Here is a 19,755-nt window from a genome sequence, read left to right on the forward strand (position 1 = left end):
AACAGGGAGCATGTGACGATGAGCGACCAGCCCAAAGCCGATGTTGCGCGGCGCAACTTTCTCCTGACCGCCGGAATCGCGCTCGCCGCGACCGGCACGACGGTCTCTGCGCAACTTTCCGTCCAGCCGCCCGTGCCGCCAAGCGGGCCAAAGAAGAAGCTCGGCATGGTGTTGTTCGACGGGTTCGAACTGCTCGACGTGTTCGGCCCGCTGGAAATGTTCGGCATGCTGAAAGACCGGGTCGAGATTGTCATGATCGCCGACAAGGCCGGACCAGTGCGCAGCGGCGCCGGGCCGCAGACGATCGCCGATCATGGCTTTGCCGATGCGCCGAAACTCGACATCGTGATGATCCCCGGCGGCCTCGGCACCCGGCGGGAGGTGAACAACGCCGACTTCCTCGCCGCCGTCCGCACGCTGGCGCAGGATACGCCGCAGGTGGCAACGATCTGCACCGGATCGGGCCTGCTGGCCAAGACCGGGCTGATCGACGGGGTGAAGGCGACCAGTAACAAGATGGCTTGGGCCTGGGCGACGGCGCAGGGGGCGAAGGTCGCCTGGATCCCCCATGCGCGCTGGGTGGAGGATGGCAAATATATCTCCTCCTCCGGCATTTCGGCGGGCACGGACATGGCGCTGGGCCTGATCGCCAAACTCTATGGCAAGGAGATGGCCCGCTGGGTCGCCAACCGGACCGAATATCGCTGGCAGGAGGATGCGAGCGACGATCCCTTTGCGAAACTGAACGGGTTGCCGGGGTAAGCCCAAAACCTCCCCCATTCCGTCATGCCAGCGCAGGCTGGCATCTCTCTTTCTTGGCATCAGTGGAAGAAAGAAGCGGGATCCCAGCCTTCGCTGGGATGACGGTAGTGGAGAGTGGTGGTTCCTGCCCCCCTCAATCCGCGCGCATGGCTTCCGCCACCAGCGCCTCGGCCTCGATCAGCAGCGCGTCCTCGGCATCGCGCTGCGCCACCTGTTCGCGGCCGATCAGGATCAGCAGCGGCACCGCGAGCGGGCTGACCCGGTCGAGCGGCACATGCAGCATGGTCGACGCCGCCCGGTCAATGAGGTCGCCCAGCCGCCCGACATCGGTCATCCGCGCCCGCGCATCGGCCCAGGCGGCCTTGAGCAGCAGATGGTCGGGCTGATATTTGCGCAGCACATCATAGATGAGGTCGGTGGAGAAAGTGACCTGCCGCCCGGTCTTGCGCTTGCCGGGATGCTGCCGCTCGATCAGGCCGGAGATCACGGCGACGTCGCGGAACGCGCGCTTGAGCAAGCTCGACTGTTCGACCCATTCGACAAATTCATGGTCGAGGATGTCGGCGGAAAACAGGCTCTGCGGATCGGTCACGGGCTTGAGGCCATAGACCGCCAGCGCATAATCGTTCGACACGAAGCCCAGCGGCATCAGCCCCTGCGCGTCCATCCGCCGCGTCAGCAACATGCCGAGCGACTGGTGCGCGTTCCAGCCCTCGAAACTGTAGCAGACCATATAATGGCGCCCTTCATGCGGGAAAGTTTCGACCAGCAATTGCCCCGGCTGCGGCAGGGCGGAGCGGGCGCGCTGCACCTCCAGCCATTCGCGCACATCGTCGGGAAAGCGGTGCCAGGCGTCGGGTTCGGCCAGGAAATGGCGCACCCGATCGGCCAGCCGCGTCGACATCGCCATGCGGGTGCCGCCCCAGCTGGGGATGCGCGCACTCTTGCTCGTGGCGCGGACCACCAGGTCGCTGGTATCCATCCGCACCACCTCCAGCGCCATGCCGGAGAAGAAGAAGCTGTCGCCCGGCCGCAGGGTGGCGGCGAACCCCTCCTCCACCGTGCCGAGCTTGCGCCCATTGGCGAAGCGCACTGCGAGTGCGGGCTGATCGACGATGATGCCGGCATTCATCCGGTGCTGCTGGATGAATTTGGGGTGCGACACCCGCCATGTGCCGTCACCCTCGCGCACCAGCCGCTTGAACCGGTCATAGGCGCGCAGCGCATAGCCGCCGCCCTCGATGAAATGCAGCACATGGGCAAAGCCCTCGTCGGTCAGCGCGCTATAGGGGGTGGCGGATCGGATTTCGGCCAGCAACTCCTCCTCGCGAAACGGCCCGGCACAGGCGATCGCCATCACATGCTGGGCCAGCACGTCGAGCGCGCCGGGGCGGAAATCATCGGCGTCCCGCTCGCCCGCCTCGACTGCGTCCAGTGCCGCCCGCGCCTCCAGATATTCGAAGCGATTGCCGGGGATCAGGATGGCCTCCGACGCCATGTCGAGCCGGTGATTGGCGCGGCCGATGCGCTGGAGCAGGCGCGAGCTGCCCTTGGGCGCGCCCATCTGGATCACGCAGTCGACATTGCCCCAGTCGACGCCGAGGTCCAGCGAAGCGGTCGCCACCAGCGCGCGCAGCTTGCCCGCCGCCATCGCCGTCTCGACCTTGCGCCGCGCCTCGATCGACAGGCTGCCATGATGGATGGCGATCGGCAGGTTCGCGTCATTGACCGACCATAATTCCTGAAAGATGAGTTCAGCGAGGCCGCGCGTGTTGCAGAAGACGAGCGTGGTCTGCCGCGCGGCGATCTCCGCCATCACCTGGCTCGCGGCATATTTGCCCGAATGGCCCGACCAGGGCACCCGCCCTTCCGGAATCAGGATGGTGACGTCCGGCTCGGCCCCTGCCTCCCCCAGCACCGGCGTCACCGCATCGATATCGCCATCGGGCGCCAGCCAGGCGCGATAGGCATCGACATCGGCCACCGTCGCCGACAGCGCCACCCGGCGCAGGCCCGGATTGATCGCCTGCAACCGCGCCATGGAGAGATTGAGCAGGTCGCCGCGCTTCTGCGTGGCAAAGGCATGGACCTCATCAACGATGACGGTGCGCAGATGTTCGAACAGCAGCGCCGCGTCGGGATAGCTCAGCAGCAGCGACAGGGATTCGGGCGTGGTCAGCAGGATGTGCGGCGGCCGCACCCGCTGCCGCGCCTTGCGGTCGGACGGGGTATCTCCGGTGCGGGTCTCCACCCGCACGGCCAACCCCATTTCCTCGATCGGCGTCAGCAGGTTGCGCCGTACATCGACCGCCAGCGCCTTCAAGGGCGAGACATAGAGGGTGTGCAGCCCGTCGGCGGGGTTCGCGATCAGGTCGGAAAGCGTCGGCAGGAAGCCCGCCAGCGTCTTCCCCGCCCCGGTCGGCGCGACCAGCAGCGCATGCTCCCCCCGCTGCGCCGCCGCCAGCATATCCACCTGATGCCGTCGCACCCGCCAGCCGCGCGCGGCGAACCAGTCGGCGAGGATGGGAGGGAGCACGGGCGGCATTGGAGGAGATGTAGGGGCTGTGGCGGATGGGGGGAAGTGGTGGCGGAATTGGCGCTGCCTGCCGCTTGGCGACAAAGACGGCCATTCGGCTGCAAAGACAGACTCGCCGTATCGAGCGCAGCTGATTTCCGTCAGCATGATCCTAATATGTTTTTGAAGGACGCTCGGTTGCCTTGTCGCGTTGGTAATGATGACGTATATACGATATCATTACCAGACGGAGTGGAGATCATGGCCAAGGAAGCCGTTTTTACGATGAAGCTGGAAGCCGATCTCCGGGCAGATTTCATGGCTGAGACGGATGCCCTGCATCGACCGGCGTCGCAGGTCGTGCGGGAACTGATGCGGGAATTTATCGAGCGCCAACGGATGAAGCGTGATCATAGTGGTTTCGTCGAGCGCAAGGTGGCTCTGGCGCGCACCTCGATGCAGGCGGGCCAAGGTTATTACCATGACGAGATTGAAGCGGAATTCGCCAGCCGCCGCGCGCGCCTTTCCGATCAAGCGTGAAAATTCTCTGGACGCCGGAGGCGCGCCAGGACCGCGTCGATATATGGGACTATCTCGCGGCGCACGATGGCGATGCCGCCGTCAGGATCGATGATCTGTTCAGCGAGGCGGTCGCCCGACTCGCCGATTTCCCGATGCTGGGGCATGAAGGCGAAGTGCCCGGCACGCGGGAACTCACGCCGCACAGCAGTTACCGATTAATCTATGAGATATACGCAGACACCATCTGGATTCTCACCATCATTCATACCAAGCGCCAATGGCCACCGCTGCGCGGTTGAGACGTTCGGCGCCCTCAGAAACAATCATACCCCGCCACGAAAGATTATATCACTCTCCGCTGGCCCCCTGCCCCGCTCCTGCGTTACAGTCCCGCCATCCATGAGCGGCACAGCAGAGGCCGCCAGACGCAGGAGAATGACATGACCGGCGAAACCCCGCCCCCCGTCACCGAGGCCGACCTGACCGGCGCCGAGCCGCCCCATAATCGCCGCCGCCCCAAGGCCCCGATCCTGGAGATTGACGGCCGCAAGCTGAAGCCCGCGACCCTGATGATGGGCCATGGCTATGACCCGACTCTATCCGAAGGATCGCTGAAACCGCCGATCTTCCTCACCTCCACCTTCGCCTTCGAGAGCGCGGCCGCGGGCAAGCGCCATTTCGAGGGGGTGACCGGCATCCGGCCCGGCGGCGCGGAGGGCCTCGTCTATTCGCGCTTCAACGGTCCCAACCAGGAAATTGCCGAGGATCGGCTGTCGGTGTGGGAGGAAGCGGAGGACGCCCTGCTCTTTTCCAGCGGCATGTCGGCGATCGCCACCACCCTGCTCGCCTTGGTGCAGCCGGGCGACGTGATCGTCCATTCGGCGCCCCTCTATGCCGCGACCGAATCGCTGATCGGCCGCATCCTCGGCCGCTTCGGGGTGCAGTGGCTCGATTTCCCCGCCGGCGCGACCGAGGCGGAGATTGGCGCGGTGATCGAGAAGGCCAAGGGGCTGGGCCGGGTCGCCATGCTCTATCTGGAAAGCCCGGCCAATCCGACCAATGTGCTGGTCGATCTGGAGGCGGTGGTCGCGCGCCGCGACGCGCTGTTCGCCGGCGAGGATCATGTCCCGCCGATCGCGATCGACAATACCTTCCTGGGGCCGCTGTGGCATCGGCCGATCAACCATGGCGCCGACCTCGTCATCTACAGCCTGACCAAATATGCCGGCGGGCATAGCGATCTGGTCGCGGGCGGCGTGCTCGGCTCCAACGCGCTCATCAACAGCATTCGCCTGATGCGCAACACGATCGGTACGATCCTGGACCCGCACAGCGCCTGGATGCTGTTGCGCAGCCTGGAGACGCTGGAATTGCGGATGAGCCGTGCGGGCGAGAATGCGCAGAAGGTCTGCACCTGGCTGAAGGACCAGCCGCAGGTGGAGAAGGTCGTCTATCTGGGCTTCCCCGAGACCGAGCGGCAGGCCGATATCTATCGCCGCCACTGCACCGGCGCCGGCTCCACCTTCTCGCTCTATCTGAAAGGTGGCGAGGCGGAGGCCTTCGCCTTCCTTGACGCGCTCAAGATCGCCAAGCTGGCGGTGAGTCTCGGCGGCACCGAGACGCTGGCCAGCCATCCCGCCGCGATGACCCATTTGTCGGTGCCGGCCGAGCGCAAGAAGGCGCTGGCGATCGGCGACAATATGGTGCGTATCTCGATCGGCTGCGAGGATGCCGACGATCTGATCGCCGACTTCGCCCAGGCGCTGAAGGCGATAGGATAATGGCCCATCTGCGCCCGGTCATCCTGATCGCCCAGCCCCATCTGGCGCCGCTGCTGCCGATCCTGGCGATGCAATATGACGTCATGGGGCTATGGGAGGAGGCTGGGCGCACCCGCCTTGCCGAGGCGGAGATACTCGTCACCGCCGGCGAGTTCCGGCTCGATCCCGCCATGCTGGCGGCGATGGACCGGCTGCGGCTGATCGCCTGCTTCACCGTCGGCTATGACGGGGTCGACCTCGACTGGGCCCGGGCAAACGGCATCGCCGTCAGCCATGCGGGCGACGCCAATGCGGAGGATGTCGCAGACCATGCGATCGGCCTGATCCTCGCCCATCGGCGCCAGATCGTCAGCGGCGACCGGGCGCTGCGCGCGGGCGAATGGCTGCCCGGCGGCAAGACCATCACCCGCTCGGTCGCCGGCGCCCGGCTGGGCATCGTCGGCATGGGCAGCATCGGCATCGCCATCGCGGCACGCGCCGATGTCCTGCGCATGACGACCCGCTGGTGGGGGCCGCGCGACAAGCCCGGCCTCGCCTGGCCGCGCAGCGAGAGCCTGGCGGCACTGGCGAGCGAGAGCGACATATTGGTCGTCGCGGCGCGGGCGACCGACGACAATCGCGGCATGATCTCCGCCGCCATCCTCGATGCGCTTGGTCCCAATGGCCTGCTCGTCAATGTCGCGCGCGGGCAGCTGGTGGACGAGGACGCGCTGATCGACGCCCTGCGCGCCGGCCGGCTGGGCGGCGCGGCGCTTGACGTCTATGCGCAGGAACCGACCGATCCGGCGCGCTGGGCCGATGTGCCGAACTGCATCCTGACCCCGCACACCGGCGGCGCGACCGACGCGGCGGTGGCGCAGATGGCGCAGATGCTGCTCGCCAATATCCGTGCCTTCGTGGCGGAAGAACCGCTGCCCAATCGCGTGCTCTGAACCAAGCCGCAACGCCGCGCGTTGAGCGCCGACACGGCCGACCGGGCCGGACGGGAGAGCGATGCGGATGGCCAGCGGGGCAAAAGGATGGGTGGCGCGTGGGCTGGTGGGCCTGATCCTGCTTTGCGCGATCCTGCTGCTGGCACTGGCCGCCTTTCCCTGGGGCTGGATGAAGGGACCGATCGAGCGCCGCCTGTCCGACCGCATCGGCAAGCCGGTGACGATCGGCGCGATGGCGCGGGCGGACAGCCTGTCCTTCCACCCCGTCGTCACCCTGCGCGACCTGCGCGTGCCGCAACCCGGCTGGGTGAAGCCCGCACTGCCCGACCTGGCCCAAATCGGCGAGATCCGCGCCGGCTTTTCGGTCTGGGGCCTGCTGACCGGCGGGCCGGTGCTGGAGCGGCTGGAAGCGCGGCGTGCCCGGCTCCATTTCTATCGCGACGCGCAGGGCCGCGAGAATTGGAGCGGCGAGCGCAGCAAGGGCAGTGACAGGCGCGGCGGCCGTCCGGCGCTGCACAGCCTGATCGTCGCCGACAGCCGCATCGCCTATCGCGACGACAAGCGCGAGCGATCGGTCGATGCCGCGCTGACCGTCGATCCGCGCGGCCTGCGCCTGTCGGGCAGCGGCGATGTGCGCGGCCATCCCGTGACCGTCACCGCGATCGGCGGTCCGATCCTCGACAGCCGGCCGGGCCAGCGCTGGCCGTTCGACGCAGCGATCAGCGGCGACGCCGTCGGCTTCACCCTGAAAGGCACGATGGATGGCCCGCTCGACATCGGCCATCTGCGGGGCGAAGCGACCGCCCATGGCACCGACCTCGCCCTGCTCGACGCCATCATCGAGGCCGGCCTGCCCGGCACCCAACCGGTCCGCCTGACCGCGCGGGTCACGCGCGACCGGCCGGACTGGATCGTCGAAGGGCTGAAAGGCACGATCGGCCGGTCCGACATTGCCGGCCATGCCACCATCCGCAAACGTGACGGCCGCACCCGGATCGACGGCGCGCTGAGCGCCGACCGCTTCGATTTCGACGATCTGGCGAGCAATGCCGGCAAGGCGAAGGCGGCGGCCAAGCGCGCGCAGCTCGGACCGCGGCTGATCCCCGATACGGCGATCGACCTCGCCACCGTCGATCACACCGACGGCAAACTGGACCTCCAGGTCCGGCAATTGCTGTGGCCCGGCCCCAGCCCGTTCCGCTCGCTCCATGGCACGATCAGCCTGGAGCGCAGCCGGCTGTCGGTCGAACCGCTGACGCTGGGCCTCACACGCGGCACGCTGTCGGGCCGGATCGGCGTCGATCAGCGCAACGGCGGTCCCCTGCTCGACATCGCCATGACGATGCGCGGCGCACGGCTGCTCGATTTCTTCCCCGACGCCCGGATCGACGGCGCCCTGGTCGGCCGGGTCGCGATCAAGGGACGCGGCAGAACCATCCGTCAGGCACTGGGCACATCGACCGGCACGATCGCCCTCGTCGCCCGCGACGGCCGCATCCCGGACCGCACCGCCGCGCTGATGGGGCAGGATGTCGGCCGCGGCCTGACCCTGTCGAAGCGGAAGGAGGCGGTCCTGCGCTGCATCATCACCCGGCTGGATGTGCGGGACGGTATCGCCCGGCCGGGTCCGGTGCTGATCGACACATCCCGCGCCCAGACCCATGCCACGGGCACGATACGCCTGTCGGACGAGCGGCTGGCGCTGGCACTGAATGGGGTTCCCAAGCAGGACAGCCTGTTAGGGCTGAAGGGCAGCGTACCGGTCGGCGGCACGATCAAGACCCCCGATATTCAGCTGCCCAGGGATGCCCGTTCGGCCAAGGGCATAATCAGGATGATCGGCGATGCGATCGGCGGCGAGAAGCAGCCGACCGTGGGCGACGCCGATTGCGATAGCCTCGCCCGCACCGCGATGCGCTGATCCCTTAGCTCCAGTCCACCCGCGTCCAGCCGCGCTCGGCCGCCAGCCTGGCGAGCGGCGGGTGCGGGTTGGACGCGAAGGCCTCATCGGCGAATTCCAGCATCGGCGCGTCCGACACATGGTCGGAATAGGCGCGGATATGCGCCTGGCTGCGGTCGATCGCCTCGGCCGCCATCCACGCCTTGATCATCCGCAGCTTGCCGGTGTCGTAGCAATTCTCGCCGGAAATCTTGGCGCGGACATAGGGCAGATCCTGCCCGACATGGTCAGTCGCGATCACCGTGTCGAAGCCCAGCCGCCGCGCGATCGCCTCGACATAGAGGCGGTAGGAGGCGGTGGCGAGCACCAGCCGATAACCGGCCGCGCGATCCTTGGCGATCTGCTCCAGCGCGCCGGCACGGACATTCTTCGCCATCACCTTGTCGGCATAGCTTTCGATATGCGGCTGCAACTTCGCCCGGTCGGCGCGGCCGCCGATCATCAGCCACTGGTTGGTTTCCTTGAGCGTCTGGCGGCTGATCAGCTTCACCACATAGGCCAGCATGACGAAGGGAATGAGCGGCAGGAAGATCAATCGCCAGGGCGCCATATGGGAGGCCACATGGATGAGGAAGCCGGTATAGGTGCCCGAAAAGGTCACCGTGCGGTCCATGTCGTAAATCGCCAACCTGTATGTCATGCCGTGTCCGAAACTTTTATCCCTGCCCGTCGTTCTGTCTGGCGGATGGGCCGTTTCGGCTTGCCGCGCAACCGATAATGGACCACTAATCCCTCCACATGAACAAAGCCGCTGATCTCGTTGAGGAAAGCCGCGACGACGGCGGCAAGGTCATACGCCTGTCCGGCACCTGGTCGATCGCCTGTCTGCACGACATGCCGAACCGGCTGGATGCCATTTCCGGCCCGGTCGCCAGCATCGACGTCGCCGATATCGATCATATGGACACGATCGGCGCCTGGACCATCCACCGCACCGCCAAGCGGCTGGAAACCGAAGTGTCCGGCGGCAGCACGGACTGCAAGCGACTGATCGGCGCGGTCGGCAAGATCGACGAGCCGGTCGATATCCGCCCGACCTATGTTTCCCCCTTCAACCGGGTATTGGGCCAGATCGGCGAGGCGGTGATCAATTCCGTCAACACGCTGGTCGGCCTGCTCGGCTTCTTTGGCGGCGTGCTGGTCACGGTCTGGGGCCTGATCCGCCATCCCAGCCGCTTCCGCATCAATGCCGTGGTCCAGCGGTTCGAGGTGGTCGGCGTCTCGGCGCTGGGCATCATCGGCCTGATGAGCTTCCTGATCGGCATCGTCATCGCCCAGCAGGGCGCGGTCCAGTTGCGCCAGTTCGGCATGGAGATGCTGACCATCAACCTGGTCGGCCGCCTCACCTTCCGCGAACTGGGCGTGCTGATGACCGCGATCATGGTCGCCGGTCGTTCCGGCTCGGCCTTTGCGGCCCAGCTCGGCACGATGAAGCTGACCGAGGAGGTCGATGCGATGCGCACCATCGGCGTCTCGCCGATGGAGGCGCTGGTGCTGCCGCGCACCCTGGCGGTGGTCGTGATGATGCCGCTGCTCGGCTTCTATTCCTCGATCATCGCGATCATCGGCGGCGGCTTCCTGTGCGCCGTGTCGCTCGACATTCCGCCGATCACCTTCGTCCAGCGCCTGCGCGAAGTGGTGCCGATCCACGATCTGTGGGTGGGCCTGATCAAGGCGCCGGTGTTCGGCCTCATCATCGGCATCAGCGGCTGTTTCCAGGGCATGCAGGTCAAGGCCAATGCCGAGGAAGTCGGCCTGCGCACCACGGCGGCCGTGGTCCAGGCGATCTTCCTGGTGATCGTGCTCGACGCCTTCTTCGCCGTCTTCTTCACCTGGGTGGGCTGGAACTGATGACCACCGATGAACGCCAGGCCAAGGAAGAGCGGATCGAACGCGCGGTCGCGTCCGACGACATCGCCATTTCGGTGCGCGGGCTGAAAAACAGCTTCGGCGACCAGACTGTCCACGAAAATCTCGACCTCGACGTGCGCAAGGGCGAGATATTGGGCGTGGTCGGCGGATCGGGCACCGGCAAGTCGGTGCTGATGCGCTCGATCATCGGCCTCCAGGTGCCCGATGAGGGCGAAGTCCATGTCTTTGGCGAGGATATGGTCGGCCGCCTGGACGATGACGAGGCACTGGCGATCCGCAAGCGCTGGGGCGTGCTGTTCCAGGGCGGCGCCCTCTTCTCGACCCTGACCGTGGCCGAGAATGTCGAAGTGCCGATCCGCGAATATTATCCCAATATCGGCCCGGTGCTGCGCGACGAGATCGCCGCCTACAAGATCCGCATGACCGGCCTGCCGGCCGAAGCCGGCCCCAAATATCCGGCCGAACTGTCGGGCGGCATGAAGAAGCGCGCCGGCCTGGCCCGCGCCCTGGCGCTCGACCCCGACCTCTTGTTCCTCGACGAGCCGACCGCCGGCCTCGACCCGATCGGCGCGGCCGCATTCGACGACCAGACGCGCAAGTTGCAGGAGACGCTAGGCCTCACCGTCTTCCTCATCACCCATGATCTCGACACCCTCTATTCGATCTGCGACCGTGTCGCGGTGCTGGCCGACAAGAAGGTGATCGCGGTCGGGACGATCGACGAATTGCTGGCGCTCGATCACCCCTGGATTCAGGAATATTTCAACGGTCCGCGTGGCCGCGCCGCAACCGCGGCGGTCACGCGCGAACGCGGCAAGGCCGCTGCCGAAAAACAAGCGGACGGAAGGCAATAGGATATGGAAACCCGGTCCAATCATGTGCTGGTCGGCGCGGTCACGCTGCTGCTGCTGGCCGCCATCATGGCGGCGGCCTTCTGGTTCTCGCGCCTGTCGCAGGGCGACAACAAGGAATATGACATCTTCTTCAAGCAGTCGGTGAACGGCCTCGCCAAGGGATCGGGCGTCAATTATTCCGGCGTCCCTTCCGGCCAGGTCGAGAAGATCGAGCTGTGGAAGCGCGACCCCAGCTTCGTGAAGGTGCGCATTTCGGTGAAGGACGGCACCCCCGTGCTGCAAGGCACGACCGCGACCATCGCCGGCGTCGGCTTCACCGGCGTCAGCGAGATCGTGCTGGACGGCGCGGTCAAGGGCGCGCCGCCGATCCTCTGCCCGGCCGAGAATATCACTTCCGCCTGTCCCGACGGCGTGCCGGTGATCCCGACCAAGCCGGGTGCGCTGGGCGAACTGCTCAACAATGCGCCGCAGCTGCTGGAGCGGCTGTCGACCCTGACCGAGAAGCTGACCGAGCTGCTCAATGACAAGAATCAGCAGTCGATTGCCGGCATCCTCGCCAATCTTGACCGGGTGACCGGATCGCTGGCCGATCGCAGCCCCGAAATCGCCGCGACCCTCGCCGAAGCGCGCATCGCGGTGCAGCGCACCGGCGTCGCCGCGCAGCAGATTGGCGAGCTGGCCGCGACCACCAACGGCCTGATCAATGACGAAGGCCGCCCGCTGATGGCCGACCTGCGCAAGAGCGTCGCTTCCGCCAGCCGCAGCATCGACACGCTCGACAAGACGATCGCCGAAGCGCAGCCGGGCGTGCATGCCTTCAGCAACCAGACCATGCCGGAAGTGAACCGCCTGGTTCGCGACCTGCGCGAAATGTCGCGCGCCTTCCGCGGCGTCGCCGAAAAACTCGACCAGCAGGGCGCGGGCTCGATCGTCGGATCGCCCCAGCTGCCCGACTATAAGCCATGAAAGGGAGCCGGATGATGGTCCACAAGAAACTGGGTGGCGCATCGCTGGCGCTGGCCGCTGCAATCGCCCTGTCCGGCTGCGTCTCGATCGGCAGCAAGCCGCCGCAGCAGTTGCTGACGCTCGACGCCGCGCACAAGGTGCCGACCGGCGCGCAGAGCAATGCCGGCGGTGGCCGCTCGATCATCATTACCGATCCCGAAGCCGCGCGCGTCATCGACACGGTGCGCGTGCCGGTGCAGGTGACGCCGACCTCGGTCGCCTATGTCACCAAGGTGCAGTGGGCCGAAACGCCCCGCCATCTGTTCCGCCGCCTGCTGGCCGAAACCGTATCGGCAACCACCGACCGGATCGTGCTTGATCCCGGCCAGTTTTCCGGTGACGGCGGCCAACGCCTGAGCGGCGAGCTGATCAGCTTCACCATCGACCAGGCCAGCAACAACGCCGTCGTCACCTTCGACGCGGCGCTGATGACCCCGGCCGGCGTCGCGATCGCCCGCCAGCGCTTCACCGCCAGCGCGCCGGTCGGCGGCAAGATCGACGCCAGCAGCGTCGGCGCGCCGCTCAACAGCGCCGCCAACAAGGTGGCGACCGACGTCGCCGCCTGGGTCGCGGCGCAAAAGGACTGATGGCCCGGCCGGGGTTTGAACGCCCCGGCCGCCGCCTTTCCCTTATCCCTCCAGGCTCTTGCTCGCCTGCTCGGTCACGTCCTTGGACAGGCCGGGCTCGTTCAGGATGCGCTGCAGTTCCGCCCGCATCAGTGCGGCGCGGCCTTCATCGAAGCGCTTCCAGCGACCGAGCGGCGGCACCAGCCGCGCCGCCGTCTGCGGATTGAGCTTGTCGAGCGCAATGATGCAGTCGGCGACCAGCCGATAGCCCTTGCCCGACTTGTGGTGGAACGCCCACTGGTTGCCGGCAAAGGCGCCATAGAGCGATCGCACCCGGTTCGGGTTATTGAGCGTGAACGCCTTGTGCTGGCCCAGCTCTGCAACCAGCTCCACCGTATCGGGATGGAAGGCGAAGGCCTGGGTCTGGAACCATTTGTCCAGGGTCAGCGCATCGTCACTGTAGCGATTGTAGAAGATGTCGAGCGCCGCCTCCCGCTCAGGGCTGGTGCCGCTTGCCAGCGTCGCCAGCGCCGACTGGCGCTCGGTCATATTGTCGGCGTCGCTGAATTGGCCATAGGCGATCGCCGGCCCGTCGTCCGCGCCCGAGGCAACCAGATAGAGCAGCGCGACATTGCGCAGCTTACGCGCGCCCTTGGCGGCCGGGGAGACCGCAAAGCCGTTCGCCTTGGTTCTGGCATGGATATCGCGCCACAGCGGCTCCAGATCGGCGCCCAGGCGCGTCTGGAGGGCATCGCGGGCGGCATGGATAGCATCCGGGTCCACCTGCTTCATCTGGTCGCCCAGATAGGCTTCGCTCGGCAGGCGCACCGCCTCGGCGACGAAGGCCGGATCGAGCAGCGGATCGGTGATGGTGTTGCGCACCGCGTCGACCACCGCGCTCACATCGACGCTCTGGCCCGCCACCTGGCCGACCAGCACATTGACCATCAGCTGCTGCATCGCCTCATAACGGGCGAAGGGATCGTCATCATGCGCCGACAGGAAGGCCAGGTCCGCCTGGCTGCGGTTGGTCTCGACGATCACCGGCGCGGAAAAGCCGCGGTTGATCGACAGGATCGGCAGGCTGGCGAAATTGTCGAACGTGAAACGCTGCTGCGCCTCCGTCAGCATCAGCAGCTCATCACCATGATGGCTCCCGGTCGCCGGATCATAGAGCGCGACGCGCAGCGGGATCGCCATCGGCCGCTTGTCGGGCTGGCCCGGCGTCGGCGGTACGCTCTGTTCCAGCAGCAGTTCGGCGGTGCGGCTGACCGGATCATGGCTCAGCAGCGCGCGGACATGGGGCGTGCCGGCCTGCTCATACCAGCGGCGGAACTGGCCAAGGTCAATCTCGCCGCCCTCCTCCATCGCGCGGACAAAATCCTCGCAGGTCGCCGCCTCGCCATCATGCCGGTCGAAATAGAGGTCGGTGCCGGCGCGGAAGCGCTCCGCGCCCAGCATCAGCGCCATCATGCGGATCAGCTCGGCGCCCTTGTTATAGATGGTCGCGGTGTAGAAGTTGCTGATTTCCATGTAGGATTCGGGCCGGACCGGATGCGCCAGGGGGCCTGAATCCTCCTGGAACTGGGCCGCGCGCAGGATCCGCACATCCTCGATCCGCTTGACCGCGTGGCTGCCCATGTCGGCCGAGAAATTCTGATCGCGAAAGACGGTGAAGCCTTCCTTCAGCGACAGCTGGAACCAGTCGCGACAGGTGACGCGATTGCCCGACCAGTTGTGGAAATATTCATGCGCCACCACGCCCTCGACACCATCATAGTCGATGTCGGTCGCGGTCTCCGGATCGGCCAATATGTAGCGCGAATTGAAGATGTTGAGGCCCTTGTTCTCCATCGCGCCGAAATTGAAGTCGGCCACCGCGACGATGTTGAACACGTCCAGATCATATTCGCGGCCATAGACGCGCTCGTCCCAGGCCATGCTGTTCTTGAGCGCCTGCATCGCATGGTCGGTGCGCGGCAGATCGGCCTCGCGCACCCAGATGCCCAGCGCCACCTCGCGCCCGCTCATCGTCACGAACCGGTCGGCGTTGCAGGCAAGGTCGCCGGCCACCAGCGCGAACAGATAGCAGGGCTTGGGGAAAGGATCATTCCACAGCGCCCAATGGCGGCCCCCCTCCAGATCGCCCTGCTCGACCGGATCGCCATTGGCGAGCAGGATCGGGTAGCGCGCCTTGTCGGCGGTCAGCTTCACGCTGTAGCGCGACAGGATATCCGGCCGGTCGGGGAAGAAGGTGATCCGGCGGAAGCCCTCCGCCTCGCACTGGGTGCAGAGCAGCCCGCCACTGGCATAAAGGCCCATCAGCTTGCTGTTGCTCTCCGGCGCCAGCTCGACCAGCACCTCGACCTTGTGCGTCGCGCCGCCGAGGGGGACAACCAGCGCGCCGGCCTCCAGCGTCCATTCCGTTTCGTTGAGGGTGCGGCCGTCGACCTTCACCGCCAGCGGCACCAGCCCGTCACCGTCCAGCCGCAGCGGCCGGTCATGGTCGCCATTGCGCGCCACCGACATGTCGGACCAGACCCGCGTCCGCGCGGCATCCAGGTCGAAGTCGAGGGCGATGTCGGGGATCAGCCAGTCGGGCACGCGATAATCGGCGCGGCGGATGATGGCGGGGGCGGCGGCTTGGGTGGATTGGATATCGGCCATGGCACCAGCCTAGTGCCTGATTCTGTGAGGGGGAAGCGCTTTGCACGTCCCCCTCATCCAGAACCGAACCGACGCGGCGTTTTTAGATCCGCTCGCCCGACAGGCGCTGGCAAAGCATGTCCAGCTGGTCGAGGGTCGAATAGCGCAGCGACAATGTACCTGGTCCCTCACCGCTATCGGCAATCTCGACCTTCAGGCCAAGAATATCGGCCAGATGCTGCTCCAGTGCCGCGATATCGGCATCCTTGCCGCCGGGAGTTGCGCCGCGCGACTTGGGCTCGGCATCCTCGCCCTTCTTGGTCTTGCGCACCAGTTGCTCGGTCTCGCGGACCGAAAGCCCCTTCTGCTCGACCATCAACGCCATCGATTCGCAGCCCGGCACGCCGATCAGCGCGCGGGCATGGCCCATGCTGATCCGCCCGTGCGACACCGCCTGCTGCACCGGATCGGGCAGGTCGAGCAGGCGCATCAGATTGGCGATATGGCTGCGCGACTTGCCGACGATGCGGCCCAGCGCTTCCTGGCTATGATGGAATTCGCCGATCAGCTTGCGATAGGCCTCGGCTTCTTCGATCGGGTTGAGATCCTCGCGCTGGATATTCTCGACCAGCGCGATTTCCAGCGTTTCCTGCTCGTCGAAGTCGCGCACGATCGCCGGGATGCGATGCAGCTGCGCCTTCTGCGCCGCGCGCCAGCGCCGCTCGCCCGCGACGATCTGGAAACCACCGCCATGCGGACGCACGATGATCGGCTGGATCACGCCACGCTTGGCGATGCTGTCGGCCAGTTCCTGCAACGCGTCCTGGTCGAAATGCCGGCGCGGCTGTTCGGGGTGCGGCTGTATCAGCGCGACCTCGATATTCTGCACCGCCTTGCTCGACGGCGCGGCGCTGTTGGCGCTCGCCGCCACCGGCTCTTCCCGGCTGACATCGCCCAGCAGCGCCGACAGGCCGCGACCCAGACCGTGCGGCCGCTTTACCGGCTTCTGCTTTTCCCCAATTTCGTCGCTCAAGCCGCTACCTCCTGTCGGGGAAGACGCGCGATCAGTTCGCGCGCCAGACGCATATAGGCTTCCGACCCCGAACAGCGGAAATCATAGATGAGCGCCGGCACGCCATGGCTCGGCGCCTCGGACAGGCGCACATTGCGCGGAATGACGGTGGTGAAGACAAGGTCGCCCAGCACCGCGCGAACATCGTCGGCGACCTGATCGGTCAGCCGGTTGCGGCGATCATACATGGTCAGCGCCACGCCCAGGATCGACAGGCCGGTGTTGAACCGGCTGCGGATGCGCTCGACCGTCTGCAACAGCTGGGACAGGCCTTCCAGCGCAAAGAATTCGCACTGCAACGGCACCAGCAGCGACTGCGCGGCGACCATCGCATTGACCGTCAACAGGCCGAGCGAAGGCGGGCAGTCGATCAGGCAGATGTCCCAGCGGCCGGCGGGCGCCTCGGCCAGCACCCGTTCCAACCGATGGGTGCGCTGCTCATAGTCGATCAGCTCGATCTCCGCCCCGGACAGATCCTGGGTCGCCGGGATCAGGTCCAGCTTGGGCACACGGGTGGTGACGACCGCCTCGTCCAGTTCGCAATTGCCGACCAGCAGGTCATAGCTCGACCGTTCGCGATCGGCATGATTGACGCCCAGCCCGGTCGAGGCATTGCCCTGCGGATCGAGATCGACCAGCAACACGCGCAGCCCCGTCGCGGCCAGGCCGGTCGCCAGATTGATAGCCGTGGTGGTCTTGCCGACTCCGCCCTTCTGATTGGCGATGGCGATACAAATCATCCTCGACCCTTCTTTTTGACAGGTTTGACGGATCGCGCGACGATGATGGCGCTGTCGGCGTCGGTCACGCTGCGTTCCACATGAAACGCACCTTGCCATGCCGGACGCGCGGTCTCCAGTTCATTCTGCGCATTTCGTCCCTTGGGCAGCACCCAAATCGTCTTTTCATCGGACAGATGCTGGGCCGACTGGAGCAATTTGGGCAGCGGCGCATAGGCGCGGGCGCTGATGACGGCGGACTTGGTCGGCGGCGCGACCTCGACCCGCCCGCCAAAGACGGAGGCGTTGGTCAGCCCCAGCTCCGCGATCACATCATTGAGGAAGTCGATCCGCTTGCGGCGCGATTCGACCATTATCAGCGGCCGGTCGGACATGCTGGCGACGACAATGCCGGGCAGGCCGGCACCCGAGCCGAGGTCCATCCAAGGCCCCTCCCCTGCATCCCTGGCATGCAACAGCAGTTGGGCCGAATCGACGATATGCCGGGCCCAGACATGGGGCCGGGTCGATTCGGCGATCAGATTCTGCTCATCCATGGCGGACAGCAAAAGCGACACATAGCGCTCCAGCCGATCCCATGTTTCACGTGGAACATCAAAATGCGCGTCGAGCCAGGCCCGCGCTTCGTCTTCGGTCATGCTGCCTTCCGCCGCACATGGACAAGGATGGCGGCGAGCGCCGCCGGGGTGATGCCGCGGATACGGCCCGCAGCGGCCAGCGTGTCGGGACGGGCCCCGTCCAGCCGCTCGATCATCTCGGTCGACAGGCCGCCGACACTGGCAAAGTCGAAATCCGCCGGAATGGCCACGCGCTCATCCCGACGCAGGGCCGCAATCTCCGCATCCTGTCGTTCGAGATAGGGCGCATAATGGGCGTCCTCCAATATCTCGGCGCGCAGGTCAGCCGGCGCCTCTGCCAGGCTCGGCGCCAGCGTCACCAGCAGATCGGCCTGCACCTCGGGGAAGCGTGCCCATTCGAACAGGCTGCGCCGCGCGCCATCCTGCCGCACACTCGCCCCTGCCCGCGCCATCTCGGTCGCGGTATAGGGCCGGGCTAGGTCGCCCTCGATCACAGCTCGCGCACTGGCCCGTGCAGCGAAGCGCGCCGCCCGATCCGGACCGATGATGCCATGGGTCAGGCCGATCTCGCCCAGCCGCGTCTCGGCATTGTCGGCGCGCAGCCGCAGCCGATATTCGGCCCGCGCGGTCAGCATGCGATAGGGTTCGGTCACGCCCTGCAGCACCAGATCATCGATCATCACGCCGATATAGGAGCTGGCCCTATCGAGGATCATCGGCGCTTCATCCCGTGCCCGCGCCGCAGCATTGGTGCCGGCGACCAGCCCCTGGGCCGCCGCCTCCTCATAGCCGGTCGTGCCATTGATCTGCCCCGCGCAGAAGAGGCCGGGCAGCGCCCGCACTTCCAGGCTGGCATCCAGCGCGCGCGGATCGATATGGTCATATTCGACCGCATAGCCGGGCACGACGATCTCCGCCTGCTCCAGCCCGCGCATCGACCGGATCATCGCCCGCTGCACATCAGCCGGCAGCGAGGTGCTGATGCCATTGGGATAGACCAGCGCATCATCCAGCCCCTCGGGCTCCAGGAAGATCTGATGGCCGTCGCGATCGCCGAAGCGGATCACCTTGTCCTCGATCGACGGGCAATAGCGCGGCCCCCGCCCCTCGATCGCACCACTGAACAAAGGCGAACGTCCCAGCCCCTCGCGGATGATCGCATGGGTTCGTTCATTGGTGCGGGTGATGGCACAAGCCAGTTGCGGCAGCGGCCGATGATCCGACAACGGCGACATGGTCCAGCCCTCGCCGTCCGACGCCTGCTCCTCCAGCACCGCCCAGTCGATGGTGCGGCCGTCGATGCGCGGCGGCGTCCCGGTCTTCAGCCGGCCGATCGGCAGGCCGATCTCGCGCAACTGCACGCCCAGCGCGGTTGCCGCCCGCTCGCCAGTGCGACCGCCGACATCCACATCCTCACCCCGGAACAGCTTGCCGCCCAGGAAGGTGCCGGTCGCCAGCACGACCGAGGGCGCCGCCAGCGTCCGGCCATCGGCCAGCGCCAGACCCGCCACCGCACCATCGCAGACCATCAGGCCCACCGCCTCGCCTTCGACAATCTCCAACCCCGCCTGGGCATCAAGCATCTGGTGGATTGCCGCCTTGTAGCGCTTGCGGTCGGCCTGCACGCGCGGCCCCTGAACTGCCGCGCCCTTGCTGCTGTTGAGCATGCGATAATGGATCGCCCCGGCATCAGCGGCGCGACCAATCAACCCGTCGAGGGCATCCACTTCACGGACGAGATGACCCTTGCCCAGACCGCCGATCGCCGGGTTGCAGGACATGGCACCCACCGTTGCCCGCTCGAAGGTCAGCAGCGCCACCGCTGCGCCCTTGCGCGCTGCCGCAGCGGCCGCCTCGCAGCCGGCATGGCCGCCACCGACCACGATCACATCATAGCTTGTTCGCATGGCGGCCCCATATCAGATTCAGGGGCCTGCGGTCAAAAGCGTT

The 19,755-nt window shown here is 66.4% G+C and carries 17 protein-coding genes; 10 read left to right on the forward strand and 7 right to left on the reverse strand.

Annotated elements, in window-relative coordinates:
• Positions 1–18: 18 nt before the first annotated feature.
• Entirely contained in the window at positions 19–762 is a 744-nt protein-coding gene (locus U0025_RS19385) for a DJ-1/PfpI family protein (protein WP_004209147.1), read from the forward strand.
• 133 nt (positions 763–895) lie between these two features.
• Here the strand turns inward: U0025_RS19385 and U0025_RS19390 are convergent, their stop codons facing one another.
• On the reverse strand, positions 896–3,307 hold the full coding sequence (locus U0025_RS19390; RefSeq protein ID WP_004209148.1) for a ligase-associated DNA damage response DEXH box helicase: 2,412 nt from the start codon (positions 3,305–3,307) through the stop codon (positions 896–898).
• Between the two features lie 231 nt (positions 3,308–3,538).
• On the opposite strand from U0025_RS19390, the gene U0025_RS19395 reads away from it, so the two are divergent.
• The 5 genes from U0025_RS19395 (at position 3,539) to U0025_RS19415 (ending at position 8,433) form a co-directional block, all read left to right on the forward strand.
• On the forward strand, positions 3,539–3,817 hold the full coding sequence (locus tag U0025_RS19395; protein WP_004209150.1) for a hypothetical protein: 279 nt from the start codon (positions 3,539–3,541) through the stop codon (positions 3,815–3,817).
• Entirely contained in the window at positions 3,814–4,098 is a 285-nt protein-coding gene (locus U0025_RS19400; protein WP_004209151.1) for a type II toxin-antitoxin system RelE/ParE family toxin, read from the forward strand. Before U0025_RS19395 ends, U0025_RS19400 begins: the two co-directional genes overlap by 4 nt.
• Before the next feature lie 141 nt (positions 4,099–4,239).
• Positions 4,240–5,580 carry a cystathionine gamma-synthase family protein gene (locus tag U0025_RS19405; RefSeq protein ID WP_004209152.1) on the forward strand — a complete coding sequence of 447 codons (1,341 nt, stop codon included), beginning with the start codon at positions 4,240–4,242 and terminating at the stop codon, positions 5,578–5,580.
• A complete protein-coding gene (locus U0025_RS19410; protein ID WP_004209153.1) occupies positions 5,580–6,512 on the forward strand; it encodes a 2-hydroxyacid dehydrogenase in 933 nt (310 codons plus the stop codon). Before U0025_RS19405 ends, U0025_RS19410 begins: the two co-directional genes overlap by 1 nt.
• 67 nt (positions 6,513–6,579) lie before the next feature.
• A complete protein-coding gene (locus tag U0025_RS19415) occupies positions 6,580–8,433 on the forward strand; it encodes an AsmA family protein (protein ID WP_004209154.1) in 1,854 nt (617 codons plus the stop codon).
• Between the two features lie 4 nt (positions 8,434–8,437).
• On the opposite strand, the gene U0025_RS19420 is transcribed toward U0025_RS19415, so the two are convergent.
• Positions 8,438–9,112 carry an HAD family hydrolase gene (locus U0025_RS19420; RefSeq protein ID WP_004209155.1) on the reverse strand — a complete coding sequence of 225 codons (675 nt, stop codon included), beginning with the start codon at positions 9,110–9,112 and terminating at the stop codon, positions 8,438–8,440.
• 98 nt (positions 9,113–9,210) lie between these two features.
• Between U0025_RS19420 and U0025_RS19425 the strand changes: the two genes are divergently transcribed.
• From U0025_RS19425 to U0025_RS19440, 4 genes are read left to right on the forward strand one after another with little or no spacing between them, the layout of a single operon-like run.
• A complete protein-coding gene (locus U0025_RS19425; protein ID WP_004209156.1) occupies positions 9,211–10,323 on the forward strand; it encodes an MlaE family ABC transporter permease in 1,113 nt (370 codons plus the stop codon).
• On the forward strand, positions 10,323–11,198 hold the full coding sequence (locus U0025_RS19430) for an ABC transporter ATP-binding protein (protein ID WP_004209157.1): 876 nt from the start codon (positions 10,323–10,325) through the stop codon (positions 11,196–11,198). The genes U0025_RS19425 and U0025_RS19430 overlap by 1 nt, the downstream gene beginning before the upstream one ends.
• Before the next feature lie 3 nt (positions 11,199–11,201).
• Entirely contained in the window at positions 11,202–12,164 is a 963-nt protein-coding gene (locus U0025_RS19435) for an MlaD family protein (protein WP_004209158.1), read from the forward strand.
• A gap of 11 nt (positions 12,165–12,175) precedes the next feature.
• On the forward strand, positions 12,176–12,790 hold the full coding sequence (locus U0025_RS19440) for an ABC-type transport auxiliary lipoprotein family protein (RefSeq protein WP_139278763.1): 615 nt from the start codon (positions 12,176–12,178) through the stop codon (positions 12,788–12,790).
• A 42-nt stretch (positions 12,791–12,832) separates the two neighbouring features.
• Here the strand turns inward: U0025_RS19440 and pepN are convergent, their stop codons facing one another.
• The 5 genes from pepN to mnmG form a co-directional block, all read right to left on the reverse strand.
• Positions 12,833–15,436 carry an aminopeptidase N gene (pepN, locus tag U0025_RS19445; RefSeq protein WP_004209160.1) on the reverse strand — a complete coding sequence of 868 codons (2,604 nt, stop codon included), beginning with the start codon at positions 15,434–15,436 and terminating at the stop codon, positions 12,833–12,835.
• An 82-nt stretch (positions 15,437–15,518) separates the two neighbouring features.
• Positions 15,519–16,448, reverse strand: a complete 930-nt coding sequence (locus tag U0025_RS19450) for a ParB/RepB/Spo0J family partition protein (protein ID WP_004209161.1) — start codon at positions 16,446–16,448, stop codon at positions 15,519–15,521.
• Positions 16,445–17,227: a ParA family protein gene (locus tag U0025_RS19455; protein ID WP_004209162.1), complete on the reverse strand. Its 783-nt coding sequence runs from the start codon at positions 17,225–17,227 to the stop codon at positions 16,445–16,447. Before U0025_RS19455 ends, U0025_RS19450 begins: the two co-directional genes overlap by 4 nt.
• Entirely contained in the window at positions 17,224–17,865 is a 642-nt protein-coding gene (gene rsmG / locus U0025_RS19460; RefSeq protein ID WP_004209163.1) for a 16S rRNA (guanine(527)-N(7))-methyltransferase RsmG, read from the reverse strand. Before rsmG ends, U0025_RS19455 begins: the two co-directional genes overlap by 4 nt.
• A complete protein-coding gene (gene mnmG, locus U0025_RS19465; protein WP_004209164.1) occupies positions 17,862–19,712 on the reverse strand; it encodes a tRNA uridine-5-carboxymethylaminomethyl(34) synthesis enzyme MnmG in 1,851 nt (616 codons plus the stop codon). Before mnmG ends, rsmG begins: the two co-directional genes overlap by 4 nt.
• Positions 19,713–19,755: the final 43 nt, after the last annotated feature.

It is taken from the genome of Sphingobium yanoikuyae (assembly GCF_034424525.1).
In the GTDB taxonomy this organism is placed as follows: Bacteria; Pseudomonadota; Alphaproteobacteria; order Sphingomonadales; family Sphingomonadaceae; genus Sphingobium; species Sphingobium yanoikuyae.